13 protein-coding genes and 1 pseudogene are annotated in these 18,711 nt (G+C 42.2%); 9 read left to right on the forward strand and 5 right to left on the reverse strand.

Features of this window, described 5'->3' with window-relative positions:
• The first annotated feature begins 65 nt into the window (after nt 1-65).
• Both H6F63_RS10170 and H6F63_RS10175 read left to right on the forward strand, forming a co-directional pair.
• Nucleotides 66-1,391, forward strand: coding sequence for a hemolysin family protein (locus H6F63_RS10170; protein WP_190637020.1), 1,326 nt, complete (start codon nt 66-68; stop codon nt 1,389-1,391).
• A gap of 224 nt (nt 1,392-1,615) precedes the next feature.
• On the forward strand, nt 1,616-2,317 hold the full coding sequence (locus H6F63_RS10175; RefSeq protein ID WP_199297927.1) for a dienelactone hydrolase family protein: 702 nt from the start codon (nt 1,616-1,618) through the stop codon (nt 2,315-2,317).
• Here the strand turns inward: H6F63_RS10175 and H6F63_RS10180 are convergent.
• From H6F63_RS10180 to H6F63_RS10190, 3 genes and pseudogenes are all read right to left on the reverse strand, one after another.
• Nucleotides 2,314-2,448: pseudogene (locus H6F63_RS10180) on the reverse strand (carbohydrate porin); the annotation flags it as partial. The gene H6F63_RS10175 and the pseudogene H6F63_RS10180 overlap by 4 nt on opposite strands.
• Before the next feature lie 89 nt (nt 2,449-2,537).
• Nucleotides 2,538-3,599: a low specificity L-threonine aldolase gene (locus H6F63_RS10185; RefSeq protein ID WP_190637022.1), complete on the reverse strand. Its 1,062-nt coding sequence runs from the start codon at nt 3,597-3,599 to the stop codon at nt 2,538-2,540.
• 396 nt (nt 3,600-3,995) lie between these two features.
• A complete protein-coding gene (locus H6F63_RS10190) occupies nt 3,996-4,724 on the reverse strand; it encodes a LemA family protein (protein WP_190637024.1) in 729 nt (242 codons plus the stop codon).
• 282 nt (nt 4,725-5,006) lie between these two features.
• On the opposite strand from H6F63_RS10190, the gene H6F63_RS10195 reads away from it, so the two are divergent.
• From H6F63_RS10195 to ubiG, 7 genes are all read left to right on the forward strand, one after another.
• Nucleotides 5,007-6,212: a TPM domain-containing protein gene (locus tag H6F63_RS10195; RefSeq protein ID WP_190637026.1), complete on the forward strand. Its 1,206-nt coding sequence runs from the start codon at nt 5,007-5,009 to the stop codon at nt 6,210-6,212.
• 308 nt (nt 6,213-6,520) lie between these two features.
• A complete protein-coding gene (treZ, locus tag H6F63_RS10200; protein ID WP_190637028.1) occupies nt 6,521-8,347 on the forward strand; it encodes a malto-oligosyltrehalose trehalohydrolase in 1,827 nt (608 codons plus the stop codon).
• A 126-nt stretch (nt 8,348-8,473) separates the two neighbouring features.
• The gene (gene treY, locus H6F63_RS10205) at nt 8,474-11,260 is read left to right on the forward strand and encodes a malto-oligosyltrehalose synthase (RefSeq protein WP_190637030.1); all 2,787 of its coding nucleotides are present in this window, start codon (nt 8,474-8,476) and stop codon (nt 11,258-11,260) included.
• 40 nt (nt 11,261-11,300) lie between these two features.
• A complete protein-coding gene (locus H6F63_RS10210; RefSeq protein ID WP_190637032.1) occupies nt 11,301-11,918 on the forward strand; it encodes an NUDIX hydrolase N-terminal domain-containing protein in 618 nt (205 codons plus the stop codon).
• A gap of 171 nt (nt 11,919-12,089) precedes the next feature.
• Nucleotides 12,090-12,911: a class I SAM-dependent methyltransferase gene (locus tag H6F63_RS10215; RefSeq protein ID WP_190637034.1), complete on the forward strand. Its 822-nt coding sequence runs from the start codon at nt 12,090-12,092 to the stop codon at nt 12,909-12,911.
• A gap of 68 nt (nt 12,912-12,979) precedes the next feature.
• The gene (locus tag H6F63_RS10220) at nt 12,980-14,506 is read left to right on the forward strand and encodes a trehalase family glycosidase (protein WP_190637036.1); all 1,527 of its coding nucleotides are present in this window, start codon (nt 12,980-12,982) and stop codon (nt 14,504-14,506) included.
• Between the two features lie 491 nt (nt 14,507-14,997).
• Nucleotides 14,998-15,756, forward strand: a complete 759-nt coding sequence (ubiG, locus tag H6F63_RS10225) for a bifunctional 2-polyprenyl-6-hydroxyphenol methylase/3-demethylubiquinol 3-O-methyltransferase UbiG (protein ID WP_190637038.1) — start codon at nt 14,998-15,000, stop codon at nt 15,754-15,756.
• Nucleotides 15,757-15,998: 242 nt separating this feature from the next.
• Here the strand turns inward: ubiG and H6F63_RS10230 are convergent, their stop codons facing one another.
• The gene (locus tag H6F63_RS10230; protein WP_190637041.1) at nt 15,999-17,927 is read right to left on the reverse strand and encodes an alpha-amylase family glycosyl hydrolase; all 1,929 of its coding nucleotides are present in this window, start codon (nt 17,925-17,927) and stop codon (nt 15,999-16,001) included.
• Nucleotides 17,928-18,377: 450 nt separating this feature from the next.
• Nucleotides 18,378-18,647 (reverse strand): YciI family protein, encoded by a 270-nt coding sequence (locus H6F63_RS10235; RefSeq protein ID WP_190420048.1) that lies wholly within the window; start codon nt 18,645-18,647, stop codon nt 18,378-18,380.
• Between the last annotated feature and the right edge of the window lie 64 nt (nt 18,648-18,711).

Consider the following 18,711-nt stretch of genomic DNA (forward strand, 5'->3'; position numbering starts at 1 on the left):
TCCCATACAAAGCTGGCGTCCATCTTAGGCACCGTTAGCCAATACTACTGGCATTACAAATACAAATGTCCCCAACTACCGAAATTCTAATTATTTTCCTGCTTACCATCCTCAATGGCATCTTTGTTATGTCAGAGTTGGCGATCGTCTCCGCACGGAAAATACGACTGCAACAGCTGGCCGATCGGGGAGATGTCAAAGCTCGCGCTGCGTTGGAACTAGCTAATGCTCCGAATCAATTTTTAGCTATCGTTCAGGTGGGGATTACGCTGATTGTCATTCTGTCCGGTGCTTTTGGCGAAGGAACGATCGCCAGAAGACTGGTACCTGCGTTAGGTTTAATCCCCTGGTTAGCACCATATAAAGAAGCGATCGCATCCGCGGTCGCCATTTTGATCATTACCTATCTAACGCTGATTATTGGCGAACTGGTGCCGAAGCGCTTGGCGTTAAACTACCCAGAACGTATTGCATCTGCCGTTGCTATCCCAATGCGGATGTTAGCTGCCATTGCTTCCCCGATCGTTTATGTATTGAGCGCTTCTACTGATATGGTGGTGCGGATGTTGGGCATCAAACCCTCCACAGAGCCATTGGTTACAGAAAGAGATATCACAGACTTGATCGAGCAAGGCACCGAAGCGGGAACCTTTGAGGAAGCCGAACAAGACATGGTAGAGCGAGTTTTTGGCTTAGGAGACAAACCCGTAAGCGCCTTGATGACACCACGACCGGATATTACCTGGCTCGATTTGGAAGACTCCCCGGACGAAAACCAACAAAAGATTATAAATAGTACCTATTCTCGATTTCCAGTCTGCCAGGATAGCCTTGACCACGTTCTGGGAGTGATTCCAGTCTCAGACTTATTAGCCCGCAGTCTATCGGGACAACCGCTTGACCTGACAGTTTCCTTGCAACAGCCCGTTTTTGTGCCAGAAAGCATGGGAGGATTGAAAGTCCTAGAGTTGTTCAAGCAAACTGGCACTCACATGGCGCTAGTTGTAGACGAATACGGTGTCACTCAGGGATTGCTCACTCTCAACGACATCTTTGTAGAAATCGTTGGTGACGTTCCCTCAGCCGATGAGGCAGAAGATCCCCCAATCGTACAACGTGAGGATGGTTCGTGGTTGGTGGATGGGATGTTGCCTGTGCAAGAATTGTTTGAACTGTTAGACATCGAGGAGTTGCCTGGAGAACAAAAGGGTAACTATCACACAATGGGCGGCTTCGTAATGACGCATCTAGGGAAAATTCCTACTGCTGCCGACCATTTTGAATTAGGCAGCTTCCGCTTTGAAGTAATGGATATGGATGGCAACCGAGTTGATAAAGTGCTAGTGATGCCCATACCCACAGAATCAATTGATTCTGAATCTGGCGATTAATTAATAGTTAGTAGTTAAAAGTTAGGGTATCATCCTAATTTTTTAAATTGCTTGTACGAAGTGCAGACATCTTTGTCTGGGAGTCTAATGTATAACAGCTCACTCAAATGCGCCATTTAAAATGCCAGCCTAGGGATAGAAGGAGTCAAGCTGTATTAATTAGTGAAATGGAATAGAAAAGGGTGCTTTACTTTCCATAAAAGCTTTAGGGAATATAATAATTGATGCTACACACAAAGAATGATGTGAAAGACGATGAAGACGATCCCTTCGAGATGGTAGTTAGTGGTCTGGAAGTGGGAGCGATTCAAGAAGACTATTACCCAATCGCACTGGTGACAAGCCGTGGCAAGGTAGAGTGTCGCTACTACCCAGTGGATGGTGCGAAGTGCGGTGCGATTTACGTCGGCGGTGTTGGCGGTGGTTGGGATACACCAGCCAAGGGGCTGTATCCCCAGTTGTGCCAAGAACTCACCGGTGAAGCGATCGCTTCTTTAAGAGTGCGATTCCGGCACCCCACAATACTTGCGGAATCAGTTCTCGACGTTCTAGCAGGCATCAGCTATCTAGAAAGCGAAGGTATTGATACCGTTGCTTTGATAGGTCACTCCTTTGGCGGTGCTGTCGTTATTCAAGCGGCTTTCCTCTCCCAAGCTGTTCGCAGCATCGTGACACTCGCCAGCCAAAGCTACGGTGCTGCGCCTGCTTCCCAGTTAGCACCACGATGCTCAATCTTGCTGATTCACGGTAAACGCGACAAGGTACTTTCACCGTCCTGTTCACAGTACATCTACAGCCTCAGCCGCGAACCCAAGCACCTCATCCTCTACGATGGTGCCGATCATGGTCTTGATGAAGTTGCCGAAGAAGTTCACCAGGAGGTTCGCCCGTGGATTGTAGAGAAGCTGAAGGAGGTTTTAGTTTAGAAATTAAAGGTAGTTCGGATGGTGCCAAGAACAATGTTTAAATTGTTTTCGTTGTGATTCGGTGCGGTGAGCCAAATAATACCGGGAGTAATAGCAATATTATCTGTCAACTGGTATTTGTAAAAGCTTTCACCAAGGCTTAGGAGGAAAGGGAGAAGTTCATAAATAAGTTAGGATTGCTATAGATATGATAGGCTACCTAAAATATTGCCCTACATCTTCAAGATCCATAAACTCCTTCTTTCGCGTTCTCACAATACCTCCGTGCTGCCTCAATAAAAGCAGAGATATCCTCCTCTTTCGTATTAAAAGCAGTCACCAACCGCACCGTAGATTTAGATTCTTCCTCCCAACGGTAAAACCGAAAACCCTCAGCAATAAGCCCTTGAGTAACTAACTCTGGCAGCTCGATAAAAATTTCATTTGCCTCAACTGGGTGACACAATCTCACCCCTGGCAAATCTGATAAACTATGTGCTAATTTTTGAGCCATATTATTAGCGTGGGCAGCATTTCTCAACCACAAATTATCTTTAATATAAGCTTCTAACTGTGCTGACAAAAAACGCATCTTGGAAAATAAATGACCGCTGCGTTTACGACGATAGCCGAAAGTTTTTGCCAATTCTTGATTAAAAAATATCACTGCTTCCGCTGCGATCGCGCCATTTTTAGTTGCCCCAAACGACAGCACATCTACCCCAACTCGCCAAGTAATATCGGCAGGAGAACAACCCAAACTTGCCACAGCATTAGCGAAACGCGCCCCATCCATTTGTAATCCTAAATTATGGGTACGGGCAATCTCGGCAATTTGAGAAATTTCCTCTGGTTTATACACACATCCCGCTTCAGTTGCCTGAGTCAAACTGACAGCGGCAGGTTGTACGTGATGCACAACGCCAGCACCAGCTTTATTTAGCACATTTGCCAAGTCAGCAGCGTAAATTTTGCCATCTGCGCCTGGAAGTGTCACCAATTTCGCACCCCCAGTATAGAATTCTGGTGCGCCGCATTCATCGACATTAATATGGGATTGGCTGTGGCAGTAAATTGCCCCAAAAGGTGGTGTCATTACAGACAATGCGAGGGCATTAGCAGCAGAACCCGTTTCTACGGGAAAAACAATTAAATCTGTCTCAAATAATTCCTGTAACTGTGTTGACAAGCGCTGAGTATATTCATCATCACCATAGGGCATAGCTGCACCTTCGTTGGCAGCAACTACTGCTTCCATGATTTCCGGCGAAACTCCGCTGACATTATCGCTGCAAAAGTTCATATTTCTTATGTTTACCTATACTTATTTCTATCCTAATCATCTCTAAGGAAATCCCCACATTAAGTCTGTGGCTACACAAACAAAACTTGTCAAGGGAAAGTCTTAATAAAGTCCGCACACCATCTGGACGATAATTTGTGTAGCCGATACCCTAAAAGGTGCGGCTACAAATCGAGTATTATATAGCAACCCTATTTAAGTTGTGAACGAGTATTCGCCCTGGTATAGGGACACGGGGCAGTGCCGTGTCCCAACAGAGGTTCACGAATCATTTAGGATTGCTATAGCGTTTCTCAAGTTGGGTGAATATATCGCGGTTCTGACGTTCGCGCTACCTTGGGAAGGACATGGTATTGCCATGTCCCTACAGATGTATTACACCCAATCATTGAATTGTTAGGTAGCTTTTGCTGGAAAAAATTGCTTTGTCTTAAACCCAAAAATCGGGGCTAACAAAACATTAGGAAATTGGTTAACTTTCTGATTGTAATTTTGCACAGTTTGGTTATAACGCATCCTTTCAACAGCAATGCGATTTTCTGTTCCTGCTATCTCATATTGTAAATTAATAAAAGCTTGAGAAGATTGCAACTGAGGATTTTTAGCCGCATAACTTCGGAAACGTTCTATAGCTTGAGAAACTTCTGCCGCCGCTGCGGCTTTTTCGGTGGAGGTATCAGCTTGTAGATAGTTTTGTCGAGATTTTGTCAGTAAATCTGCAAGTTGATATTCTTGTTTAGCGTAAGCTTGAGTAATGGTCACTAAATTAGGAATTAAATCGGCACGTCGAGAAAGCTGATTTTCTAATTGCGCCTGGGCTGCATCTACTCTAGATTCAGCACCGGAAAGAATATTGTAAGTCACGATTCCCCAGAGTGCGATCGCGCCCGCCACAGCAGCGCCAATTATCTTCACCCTTTTTTGCCGCTTTTCTTCTTGTATCTTTCTTTGGCGTACCTCTTGTACCGCTTGTTCAATAAACTCTGGTGGAATGTCTACCTCTGCACCCGCCTCCTTTAATTCCTGCATCGAATAACTTTGATTTTTCTCTGCATACAAGCGAGAAGCAATTTCCAAAACTTCCGGTGCAATTTCTTCAGGAATATTAGGGTTTGATTGGTTCATAAATTTACATAAATATAATTAACTTAAAACTTCTTCTCTTCCTTAACGTTCTATAACCCTAACGCGCATGGCGAGAGCTAGTGCGCCTTGGCAGTTAATTTTTTTTCAACATTTTTAGTGTTAAATGCTATTTTACCTATTCTCTACTATCTAAAGATATACTAAAAAAAAGAATGAACTGCAACGACGGAAAGGAAGGACAAGTAGAGGAGAGGAGTTGATACAATGAGGTAGTCGGGGGAGAAAAGCATACCTAACAACAGGCGTAAAAAGAAAGCAGTTATGCAATGGGTAGCACTTAAACTAAAGCAAAGTTTGTGCGCGTGCGGCTTGAGTGTCGCAGTTCTGGGTTTCGCACCGTCGAGTTTAGCCATAACGGTAGAAGAAGTTCCCAACCCCCGACAAGTAAATGGCGGTTGGGTGACAGATATGGCGCAGGTGCTGACTCCCCAGACGGAAGCACAAGTCAACGAAATTATCTCCAAATTAGAAGCTGACAATGGCAGTGAAATTGTCCTTGTGACAGTGGCAGAAACAGCACCTTCTGCTACGCCCAAAGAATTTGCTACATCCCTGTTTAATCGCTGGAAAATTGGGAAAAAGGGAAAAGATAACGGCGTGTTGTTGTTAATTTCTAAGGGCGATCGCCGAGTAGAAATTGAAACTGGATACGGCGTAGAATCCCTATTGCCGGATGCAAAAGCGGGTAGCATTATCCAACAAGAAATCACCCCAAGATTCAAAGAAAACAATTTTGATGGCGGTACGCTGGCTGGAACCAAAGCGATAATTGTAGCTTTGCAAACAAATGAACCGTCTACAACTTCTCCTAACACGAACGTACCCGAAACAGCTTATAACGCTGATGCACTGACTGATAACGATAACGCTGGTACACCCGGTTGGTTGTTAGCGGGGATAGGCGGTATAGGCGGTATAGGCGCGATCGCGTATACCCTATCTCGCCGTCCAGTGTACATCGAACCGAAAGGGCGATCGCAAAGTGACAGTTGGTTTCCAGGACGTTTTCATTGTGCTAATTGCAAACAACCGTTGCAACACTTAAAGCCAGATTTATTGTTACCTTATTTGAGTAAAGGTGAGCAAGTTGCACAAAATATTGGCAGCATCCAATTTGAAGCTTGGCAGTGTCCAACCTGTAGTAAAACTCTCAGCGAACCAGCTTTTCATATCCGCGCCGATATTAACAACTTAGGTGAATTTAGCAATTGCCCCAAGTGTCAAGAATACACAGTCATCCGCAACGAAAAAACTCTTAGGCACGCTACAACTTTTTCTGATGGTATACGCCTGATTACTTACGACTGCCAATATTGTTCCGATCATCGGGAGGAAGAAGAAATTATCCCTCGCCTTCCGCCACCGCCACCCCCTAGCAGTGGAGGTAGCAGCAGCGGCGGTAGCAGCAGTGGCAGTAGTGGCGGCGGCGGGAGTAGTGGCGGCGGCGGGGCAGGCGGCAGCTGGTAAAAGGATCTGTTGCACCTTGCTAAGAGCAAAAAAATACACCTTATGGCAGGTCTGCGTAACCAAAATTAAATATATCCTTGGAACGGTTATTATTTAAAACTTCAGTAGTTAAGAGCCAGAAGCCATAATTCAGAATAATCTTAAAAAATCTGATATGTAAAAGGCTAAATTCTGAATAATCTAATAACTGTCACAGGAAAAATTGTGGGTACTGGTATTATTCAATTTACCTATAAAATTAGGCTTGAATAATGCCAGTGCATTTTCTTAAAAAGCCAGGTGTTTATTAACAGTGAGGCTAATTTAAAGTGAGAATTGGCGCTTGTTACTTGGGCAACGGAAATTGTGAATTTACCGTTTGGTCTCCCACTCTCAAAGAAGTAGCCGTACAAATTGTTGCTCCGGAACAACGTCTCATTCCCATGCAACAAGATGAGGAAGGCTATTGGAAAGTAAAAGCATCAGGCATTGAACCAGGAACGCTTTACTTCTATAAACTTGAAGGAAACAAAGATAGACCAGACCCTGCCTCAAAATTTCAACCACAGGGAGTACATGGCCCTTCTCAAGTAATTGATACCAATACTTTCGCCTGGGATGATACTAATTGGTCTGGCATACCCCTAGATGAAACGATAATCTATGAATTGCACGTTGGCACCTTCACCACGGAAGGCACCTTTGAGGCAATGATTCCCCGACTTAGTACCTTGCGAGATTTGGGAGTTAATGCCATTGAAATTATGCCAATTGCCCAATTTCCAGGTGAAAGAAACTGGGGATACGATGGCGTTTATCTCTTTGCTGCACAGGATTCTTATGGTGGGCCGGAAGGATTCAAAAAACTCGTCAATGCCTGTCACCAACATGGGATCTCAGTAATTCTTGATGTCGTCTATAACCACCTTGGCCCCGAAGGCAATTACCTATCTGAATTTGGCCCCTACTTCACATCCAAATATCATGGTCATTGGGGAGACGCTTTGAATTTGGATGATAAATATAGCGACGGGGTGAGGAATTTTTGTCTAGAAAACGCCCTTTTCTGGCTTAGAGAATATCACGTAGATGCCTTGAGATTAGATGCAATCCAAGGCATCTACGATTTGGGTGCTAAACACTTTTTACAGGAACTAGCAGAATTAGTTGATGAATTCTCTCAAGCTAATGGCCGTAAATGTTATATAACAGCCGAAAGCGATTTAAATGATGTTCGAGTAATTCGACCCAAAGAATTAGGTGGATGTGGAATAGATGCCCAGTGGAATGACGATTTCCATCACGCACTACACACCTTACTAACAGGGGAAAATGACAGGTATTATCAAGATTTTGGCAAGATTGAACAACTAGAAAAATCCTTCCGCGAAGGCTTCGTTTATTCCGGACAATACGCCCCTCATAGAAAACGCCGTTATGGTAGTAATTCTAAAGAGGAACCCGGATATCGATTCATTGTCTTTTCCCAGACTCACGACCAGATAGGAAATCGCGTTCTGGCGGAAAGATTATCTAAGCTTGTTTCTCTTGAAGGGCTAAAGCTTGCTGCTGGTGCTGTCTTTTTTTCTCCCTTCATTCCCTTTCTTTTTATGGGGGAAGAATACGGTGAAGAAGCACCTTTTTTCTACTTTGTCAGTCACTCAGACCAAGACTTAATTGAAGCCATCCGCAAGAGTAAAGAAGAAGAATTTAAAGTATTTGCCGGACGAGGCGAGATGCAAGACCCCCAGAGTCCTGACACCTTCCATAAGTGCCAGCTTAACTGGGAACAACGAAAAGAAGGAAAACACAAAATTTTGTGGGAATTTTATCAACAACTACTTCAGCTACGTCGGACAATTCCAGCATTAAGAAAGCTGGATAAGAAAAGTCTAGAAGTATCCAGCGTAGAATCGGATAAAATCCTGTTCCTACGGCGATGGAATGATGATAATCAGATATTTTGCATTATGAATTTTAACGATAAAGATGTCGCTTTTACGCCTCCTGCGCCGAGTGGCAACTGGCAAAAGATTTTAGATTCTGCTGATACAAAGTGGATGGGTTCTGGTTCCACATTACCTGATAAACTCACACTAGAGAGAGAATTGACAATCAAACCCCAAAGTCTCGCCCTCTACGAAATAGCAGGATAACGCAATTCTTCGGGGCAGTCGCCTGGGAATGCAGTTGGGAGGCAGAGTCTCTACTGTTCTCGTTACTAGGCTGAGCCTGGTAACGAGGATTAATCGAACAGGTTATTTAGGAGTAAAAACTAAATCATGCGGATTCCAACAGCAACATATAGACTTCAATTCAATTCTGGTTTCAAATTTGAAGAAGCAAAAAAAATTATTGCTTATCTGGCTGAATTAGGAATTTCTGATCTTTATGCTTCGCCTATTTTTAAAGCCAGACAAGGCAGCACTCACGGCTATGATGTCGTTGATCATAACCAAATAAATCCTGAACTAGGAACACAAGAAAACTTTGAAGCGCTGGTGAATGAAGTACAGCATTACGACATGGGATGGGTGCAAGATATTGTGCCTAATCATATGGCTTATGATAGCCAAAACCAGTTGTTAATGGACGTGATGGAAAATGGTTCTAATTCCGAATCTTTCGACTACTTCGACATTGAATGGAATCACCCTTATGAAGCTATCAGAGGAAGAGTGCTTACGCCTCTACTAGGAAATTATTATGGAGATTGCTTGGAAAATGGCGAAATTCAACTAAAGTATGATCACTCTGGACTAAGCGTTAATTACTATAGCCTGAGACTACCCGTAAAAATAGAATCTTATGCTAAGTTTGTCACTCTTAATTTGGGTAAATTAACTAAAGCGTTGGGAAGGTATCATCCAGATTTCGTAAAGCTACTTGGTATTCTTTATCTGCTTAAAAATCCTTCTGAGGAACCAAGAGGGAAAGAAAGATACGACCAGATAGCTTTTGTTAAAGGACTGCTTTGGGAACTTTATACACAAAATCCGGAAGTCAAAGAATTTATTGACAGCAACATAGAGTTTTTTAATGGAGAAAAGGGCAAGCCTGAAAGTTTTAATCCTTTAGATAGTTTACTTTCAGAACAGTTTTATCGTCTTTCTTTCTGGAAAGTAGGAGCGGAAGAACTTAACTACAGAAGATTTTTTACTGTTAATGAGTTGATTTCTGTCAAAGTTGAAGAACTAAAAGTTTTCCATAAAACTCATACTTTAATCGGTCAATTAATTGAATCAGGAAAGATAACCGGACTCAGAATTGACCACATAGACGGACTCTACGATCCAACCGAGTATCTGCAAAGACTCAGAGACAAAACCGGAGATGTTTACATCACGGTCGAGAAAATCTTGGAACATAAAGAAGATTTGCCTGATTACTGGCCGATTGAGGGAACCAGTGGCTATGATTTCTTAAACTACGTTAACGGTATTTTCTGTAAAACTGAAAGCGAACAGCAGCTAAAAGAAATTTATTCCAGATTGACGGGTTTTGAGGCTCCCTATGAACAGCTTTTTCGGGATAAAAAGAAGCTGATTGTAGAGAGAAATATGGCAGGGGATGTAGATAATTTAGCTTACCTTTTGAAAAGAGTATCAGGTCATTCCAGAGTAGGGAGTGATTTTACCCAGCACGGTCTACAAAGAGCCTTGACGGAGGTGCTAACGCTCTTCCCAGTGTACCGAACTTACATCAATCAAGAGGGTTTGAGAGAAAGCGATCGCTCCTACGTCAAGGAAGTTATCCAAAAAGCCAAAGAGCAAGTCCCATTGCTTTTAAAGGAACTTAATTATATCGAAAAGTTACTTCTTCTGGAAGATGAAGAGTTTGTAACCCCAGAACAAAAAGAGTTACAGCGTCACTTTGTAATGCGGCTTCAGCAGTTAACTGGGCCGCTGATGGCGAAAGGAATTGAGGATACACTTTTATATGTGTATAATCGCCTGATATCGCTCAATGAAGTAGGCGGCGATCCTAGCCAATTTGGAATTACAGTTGCAGACTTTCACGAGTTTAATAAAAGACAGCAAGAACGCTGGCCTTATAAAATGAATGCTACCGCAACTCACGACACCAAACGCGGTGAAGATGTCAGGACACGAATTAATGTAATTTCAGAAATTCCCGAAGTGTGGGAAAAACAGGTAAAAACTTGGAGCGAGATTAACGCCTCGAAAAAGCGGAAATTGGATACTCGGACTGTTCCTGAGAAGAATGATGAATACTTGTTTTATCAGACGCTTGTTGGAGCTTTTCCGTTTGAGGAGAGCGAACTTCCAGAATTTGTGGATCGGGTGAAAGAGTATGCGATTAAGGCTGTCAGAGAAGCTAAAGTCCATACAGCTTGGCTCAGGCCAGACACCGATTATGAAAATGGTTTTGTTGCCTTTATTGAAGAGGCGATGAAACCGTCGAAAGATAACCAATTTTTGCAGGAATTTCTGCCTTTTCAAAAGTTGATATCTTATTATGGAATATTCAATTCACTCTCACAAACACTCCTGAAAGTAACGGCTTCTGGCGTACCTGATTTTTATCAGGGAACGGAATTATGGGAGCTGAGTTTGGTAGACCCTGATAACCGTCGTCCGGTTGATTTTGAGCGGCGGTTAGAGTTTTTGAAAGACATCAAACAAAGAGCGCAGACAGATATCTTAAAGTTGATTGAGGAATTATTAGCCAATAAGGAAGATGGCAGGGTTAAGCTTTTCCTAACCGCTAGAATCCTAGAGGCGAGAAAACAAAATTTTGAACTCTTCAAAGAAGGGGATTATTTGCCTCTAGAGGTAGTTGGAAAGTTTAAAGATTGTATTGTTGCTTTTGCGAGGAAGTATGAAAATAGTGTGGCAATTACTATTGCGCCACGATTTTTGACAAGTGTTGTCAAGCAAGGAGAATATCCGCTTGGCGAACAATGGGATGATACCCGGATTAAGTTGGCGCAAGGAATGCCGTCTGAGTGGAAAGATGCGATCGCATCCCAATCCATCAAAGCTAATGGTACAGTGTTAATTGGTGATGCCTTGAAATACTTTCCTGTGGCATTACTTCTTAACTAAAGCAATCGTACAATCGTAAAAAATAAAAAGGAAAAATATTGTGGATCTGAAGTGGCTTGAATGGGCAAAGAAACTACAAGCGATCGCTCAAACGGGTCTGACATACACTACAAACCCTTTTGACATTGAGCGGTACAAGTTAATCCGCGAGATTGCTGCTGAGATAGTGGCTACTTATTCAGAGGGGAATCCACAATATGTCCTCAATCTTTTTGCAGGCGAAGTAGGATATGCCACTCCTAAAGTTGATGTACGAGGAGCCGTATTTCGCGATAATACTCTCTTGCTGGTGAAAGAACGCTCGGATGGTGGTTGGACGCTACCTGGTGGATGGGCTGATGTGGGCGAAAGTCCCAGTGAGTGTATTGAAAAAGAAGTGTATGAAGAATCTGGATTTCATACTCGCGCTGTCAAATTATTAGCTGTCTATGACAGAAACAGACACCCGCATCCACCCATTCCAGAGTATGTTTACAAACTCTTTTTTCAGTGCGAGCTATTGAGCGGCTCTCCATCATTGAGTATAGAGACAAGTGACGTGGCATTCTTTGCTGAAAACGAAATTCCAGAGTTATCTCTCAGTCGCGTTACACCTACTCAGATAGCCAAAGTCTTCGAGTATTCTCGACATCCAGATTGGCCTACAGCCTTTGATTAGGAGCATTTAACCACCCTTTAGATGATGCGAGCATCCAAATCACTCAGAGCTAATGCTACGTTGTTAGTTTGGGAAACCTAGAAATATTTTCCTGTGGCTTTACTTATTAGCCACGCAACAACTGAGTACAAAAAAAACAGTTTCTCAACCAAATTGAGGAGAATATCTTAAATGCTCAGTCTGGCGGAAAAAGATAATTTCAAGCAGCAATTGGCTGCTTTCTTCAATGGGAGAACTAACTACGATAAAGAAAGTGATTTTCACCCTCGTCTTGCTAATCGACTGCTTGAAATTTCCCAGCTACACAGGGGGCAAAAGATACTGGATGTGGCAACTGGTACTGGTTTAGTTGCCATCCCTGCTGCAAAAATCGTTGCTCCTGAAGGCAAAGTAATTGGGGTAGATATTTCCACAGGAATGCTCAGCCAAGCGCAACAAAAAATTGATGCCGAAGGTTTGCAGAATATAGAACTTATTGAAGCAGATGCCGACAAGTTAAACTTCAGTAATAATAGCTTTGATGCGATATTATGTTCTTCAGCGATAGTATGGTTTACTGACATACCTAGTGTTTTGCGCTTATGGCATCGCTTTCTAAAAAAAGGTGGGGTAGTAGTATTCTCTACTTTTTCTGACACATCCTTTACTACATATGCACTGATTAAAAAAATAGCTCAAAAATATGGCATTTTTATTTCAGATGTGAAAGAACCGCTTGGTAGCCCTGGTAAGTGTCACAAAATGTTACACGAGGCAGGATTTGTAGATATTGAAGTCAAAATTGAGCAGTTTGGTGGATATCTTAATCGCAGTCATGTGGAAAAGGCATGGAAAGAAAACTGGAAGACTCCTGGCGGTAATCCGGTATTGCAGATGGAACCCCAAAAATTAAAACAATTTGAGCCGGAATACATGGCAGAAGTTGAGGTGTTAGCAACAGACCAAGGAATATGGAATGATATTACAACTTTCTTTGTACTAGCTCGAAAGTGAGTAGACTTCCGCCGCAGGGCGGACAGAATGCCCACGCTACAAGAAATATTAAAAGTTAAGGATAAACCGTGAATAGTCAAGATTTAACTCAAAAAGAAGCTTTTCTAGCTCCAGAAAAAATTAAGGCAGTGAGAGCCTATATCAAGGAAACTTGGAAGACACTATCTCGTTCTCACGAACATATTTTAGATGCTGCCCGCGATCCAAAAATTGACCATTTTCCAGGAAAAAAGTGGCCTATATATATATCGCAAAAAGAAGAGCGATCGCAAATAGAAGCATCTCTACGAAAAGTCCTCAGTCAGGAAGAATTTAATCAAATCGAAATTAGAACTTTACCAGCCGAAGTTGAGCAAATTGAAGAACATGGGTTGCTCTATTTACCTCATGAATATGTAGTTCCTGGCGGTCGCTTTAATGAAATGTATGGCTGGGATAGTTATTTCATCCAATTAGGATTACTACGGGATGGAGAACTAGAATTAGCGAAAAGTTTGGTGGAACAGTTAATATATGAAATTGTGCATTACGGGACGATTTTAAATGCAAATCGGACGTATATGCTGACGCGATCGCAACCACCTGTATTAACACCAATGATTCTGGCACTCTATCAACACACTCAGGATAAGGAGTGGCTGCAATCTGTATTGTCAGCAACAGAAAGTTTTTATTACTACTGGACTTTGCCACCACACTTGAATCAGGCGACAGGACTTTCTCGCTATTTTGCTTTAGGTGAAGGGCCAGCCCCAGAAGTGCTTATTTCCGAACGGGATGAGGAGGGAAGAACTCATTATGACCGGGTACGAGAATATTATCGTAAATTTGAAGTCGAAGCTTATGATGTTAGTTTGTATTACGACCGAGAGAGCGATCGCTTAACTGATTTATTCTACAAAGGCGATAGGACAATGCGAGAGTCTGGTTTCGACCCATCTTATCGTTTTGGCCCTTTCAATGTAGATATTATTCATTATGCTCCCGTTTGCCTGAACGTTTTGATTTACAAAATGGAGGAAGATATAGCAGAAATTAACGATATTTTAGGATACAAAGAAATTGCCCATCAATGGCGCGATCGCGCTGCATCCCGCCGCCAATTAATTGACAAATTTCTCTGGGATGAAGAAGCCGGACTTTACTTTGATTACAACTTTCACACTGGCAAACGTCGCAACTATGAATTTGCCACAACATTTTATCCTTTGTGGGCAGGTATCGCATCCGAAGAACAAGCAAAAAGAGTTGTAGAAAATTTGCCCGACTTTGAGGCCCCCGGAGGATTACTCACCAGTACCCGCGTCACCGGAAGTCAATGGGATGCTCCCTTTGGTTGGGCGCCATTACAATTAATTGCAGTTCAAGGATTGCTGCGATATGGTTACGAAGAAGATGCTAAACGTTTAGCGCGAAACTTTATATCTTTGTTAGTTCAAGAGTTTGAAAGAACTGGAACACTCCTAGAGAAATACGACGTTTATAACTGTTCAGCCGATGTTTCTGATGAAATCCACTTCGGCTACAGTTCCAATGAAATTGGTTTTGGTTGGACAAATGCAGTTTTTCTGGAACTATTAGCCATTTTGGATTAAAACGCTCTCGGTACGTAAAGGGACGCAGAGTTAAATATTTCTCTGCGTTGTTTTTTGTTTGCCTTTTTAATAAAGGTGCGATCGCGCCTTTCCCTGAAGGGAGTTTCTGAAGATAAAGAAAAGCTTCTGTCTGTTAGGTAAAGAAGCTAAAAAATTTTATAAAGGGTAGTTATTACTAAGAAAAAATACTTATTCTGCATTAGCCAACCCTGCCTTCACTGCGTATGTCTTTATCTTTACAAACCAAATACCAGCAGCGTGTATAACTTGTAACCGACTGATTTAACAATAAATCAACTCTTCAGGTACAAGCAAGCCACCAACATTAGTAGCTAACTTGAAATTATATAAACAAAGTGTTTGTTAGGGCAGTGCTGGAAACGCGATCGCAAAGCGTTGCGTTTTCATCAGCATAACAATTAACAATCTACAGCTAACCGCTTTGATTAGAGCTGTAGATTGAGAAATTGAGTTAGAACAGGGGATAGACCATGATTAAAAATGATTTGGAATACTATAACTTGAATGCTGATAAATGGTGGAAGGAAGATGAGGTATTATATCTGCCTGACCATTTAAACAAATCTAGGTTTGAATTTTTTAATAGCTATGTCCCCAATTGGAAAGGACTCAAAGTTTTGGATGTGGGTTGCGGAGGTGGATTAGCCTGCGAATTCCTAGCCAAGCGAGGAGCTAATGTATCTGGTATAGATTTATCTTTCACCTCAATTAAAGCAGCACAAGAACACGCCCAAAAGAGCGACCTACTAATTGACTACAAATGGGGAACTGCTGAAGACCTCCCTTATGAGGAAAATACATTTGATGCCGTTGTGTGTTTTGATGTTTTAGAGCATATCGCCGATTTGGAAAAAGTTATCTCAGAAGCTTACAGAGTATTAAAGAAAAATGGAATGTTTTTATTTGATACAATCAACAGAACTTTTAAGTCAAAAGTGATAATGATTTGGCTTTTGGAGGATATTTTAAAGCAAATACCGCGAGGGCTTCACGACTGGAATAAATTTATTAAACCCAATGAATTAATTGATTTAATGGAAACAACTGGTTTCAAAAATCTTGAAATTAAGGGGTTTGATCTGACTGATGGCACTAATTTTAAAACGCTGAGAAATATGGTATTTAAAGGGTTAAATAGTCGCAGACATGGGGACAGGGCAGAGTTATTTAACATCCAAATTAACGATGACACTTCTGTATGCTATATCGGCAAAGCTGTTAAGCTATGATGCTAAGGCTGAGGGAATAGGGTTTTATTCTACTTACTCTCTCATTCCCAGAACTGGAAATGTAAAGAGGAGGCTGGAGCCTCCTCTTGAGCTGAAATCTGTTTGGATTGGAAACGAGAGACAGAGCTTTATTCATGCGTTCCCAGGCCACAGCCTGAGAAGGAGAAAAGGTATGCTAAGGTAATCGTTCTAAGTAGCAAATGTACCTTTTTTTGCCTTTTTGCCTCTTACTCTTTATCTTGTTAAGACTCGCGTCCTGTCGCCCATTTGTCGCGCCATTTTACCGTCCCTTCGTTGGCAATAACCCAACGACGACCGACGTTATTTTCGCGTAATGGTGACTGACCTTCACGCCACAGCGCGTATTTATAAGTAATCAACTTTCCAGCACTTTCGTTAAAGGGAATTTCCCCAAACCAAGTGTTAGTGTTGATGTATTCCAGAGGGTAAGCTTTGGATATATCCCAATTACCTAACTCCGGACAATCTCCCATTACCACAACAGTTTCTCCAGGCTTTGTTTCTACAGCATTGAGTTGTACGCGCACAATGGTTTGCCCTTTGATGCGTTCCCCAACGTGACTGATGACAATTACATCCTGTGCTTCTAGTTCTAAGTTTTGTAACTCTCCGTCTTTAACTTCAAATTTGCGCCGCGACAAAATATCGGTATGTTCTCCTTCTGGTAATTCTGTATCAACTGATTCCAGCTTAACAGCTTCACCACGATTCATCGCCACAAAAAGTATAGAATCTCGGTAACGACGAACGTAACAATAAACATCAGGTGTCAGATATTTTTGCCACTGACTCCCCATAGATACCGCAGGATTTAGTCGTCGCAAACCTGAGAGTAACCGGATATCTCGATAAAGGGGTGAATTGGTATCCCACTGAGTCATCATGGGGCGATTGTAGGGGTCATTACCGCCGTTTGTATCGTCGTGGAGATACTGTTCTGTGCCGTAATAGATGCAGGGAATGCCGCGAGAGGTCATAATGAAAGCGATCGCTACCCTGAGCATCTCTGGATGGGGATTCAAAGACTGGAATCGGGGCATATCGTGATTATCAATAAATGTAATCAACTCAGTCGCCCCGTAATAGCGATGATCCAAATCTAGAACATCCTGCATCAGGTGAAATCCACCTTCAGCGCCTTGCGCCAAAGCTGCTCGAATTGCTAAACAAAGACCAAAGTCTAGAATTGTCATCCCAGACTCATTGGCAAATTCCACCGAAAGTTCACTTCGAGGGTCGCTAAAAATCCACTCGCCAAAGATGAAAACATCCGGCTTGTGGGTTACAATATCAGCGTTAAATTCTTGCCAAAACCAGATAGGCATATGCTTAACGGTATCCACCCGCAAAGCATCAACTCCCCGGTCTAACCATTGTTTAATTGCTGATTTAATGTAGTTTCGGTACTCGACATTATTTTCGTTGAAGGTGGCTAAACCAGACAGTTCACAGTTTTGAACTTGCCACTCATCTTCCCAGTTTTTTACTTCACCATAGTGGTGATACCAGCCATTTTTGTCATCATTAAAATCAGCAATTTTCACTCCATCGTCGTAAAGTTCACCCTTCTTACCGCTGAAGTCTGGGTTGCTGTGGTTACACACAATATCCAGCACCAGTTTCATTTTCCGGAGGTGTAATTCAGCAACTAATTTATCAAAAATTGTATTTCTAGTTTCTTGGGTCTTGTTGAGTGAAGGTTCTTCATCTTTGCCAATAAAGCGAGGGTTGATGCGTTTAAAATCTTTTGTCCAGTAGCCATGAATTGCGGCTTGTTCAACAAATAATGCTTCAACTTGCTCGAATAAGGGAGTCAGCCAAAGTGCTGTAACTCCCATATCTTTTAAATAATCGAGTTTATCAATAATTCCCTGTAAATCTCCACCCCAATATTTTCCCCAATCCTTTGATTCTGGGTCGAAAAGTTCAGGATTTGGGCCTTCGCTGTTGTCAGGATCACCGTCATAAAAGCGGTCTACAACGATGAAATAAATGGTTTCTTGGCGAAATTCAATATCTCTGGTATAAAGAAATTCTAAATCTATTTCGCTGTCCGGTTTAGTTTCCGAGACTATAACTTCAACTTCTGCTGTTGGATCGGTAACTTCATATTGACTTGATGAAGCTTGAGATGGAGGAGTTGATACCATAAATTTTAGTGGTACTGTAAGAGTAAGAGTCTAGCCTTTCGATAGACGTTTTTTAAATTTAACGAGTTATGTCCTTTTTTGTATATCTGCCTTAAGGCAGTGTTCAGAAATGGTAAAGCTATGGTATAGGAACTTAGTTTTAGAAATAATTGTGTATTTGGGTGAACTAACATCAATTGCCCAAAATATTGCAGCGTTTAAATAAAATTTTATTAAAATAAGCTCCTGTGAATGTAATTTGCGGCTACAGAAACTTTCGTCCGCCTGCGCGGATTAAAACCTTGAAAGCCTGCGTAAAGCAAGCTTTGTTCGCGTAGCGCCACCATCGGAGGGTAAACGCACTAACGAAAGACTATTTTAGGGTTTACGCACGTCAACACGCTGTAAGGGCATTGCGATGCCCTTACAACAGAATCAGGCATTCACTAATTAACTGCGTAAGTCCTGTATTTAAAAAGCTTGAATCCATTCGCGGACATCGTATTCTGTCCAAATGCCGTTTTGCCAGTAAGGATCGGCTTCGATTAACTGACGGACAGTGGCTTCGTCTTCGGCTTCGTAGATACCAAAGACTTTGGTGAGATCCTTAGTAGGGCCAATGGTAATTAAAACACCGGATTCTTTTTGGGCTGCAAGACCATCTAGATGTGCTTGGCGATAAGGCGATCGCTTCTCTAAAACATCCTCGCAATAACTTCCCCACATCACATATTTAGTCATGGCTAATGGCTAATGGCTAATGGCTAATGGTTAATTGCTAATGGCTAATATAAATAATTAGCCA

The sequence above is a fragment of the Trichocoleus sp. FACHB-40 genome, from assembly GCF_014695915.1.
Classification (GTDB): domain Bacteria; phylum Cyanobacteriota; class Cyanobacteriia; order Cyanobacteriales; family FACHB-T130; genus Funiculus; species Funiculus sociatus.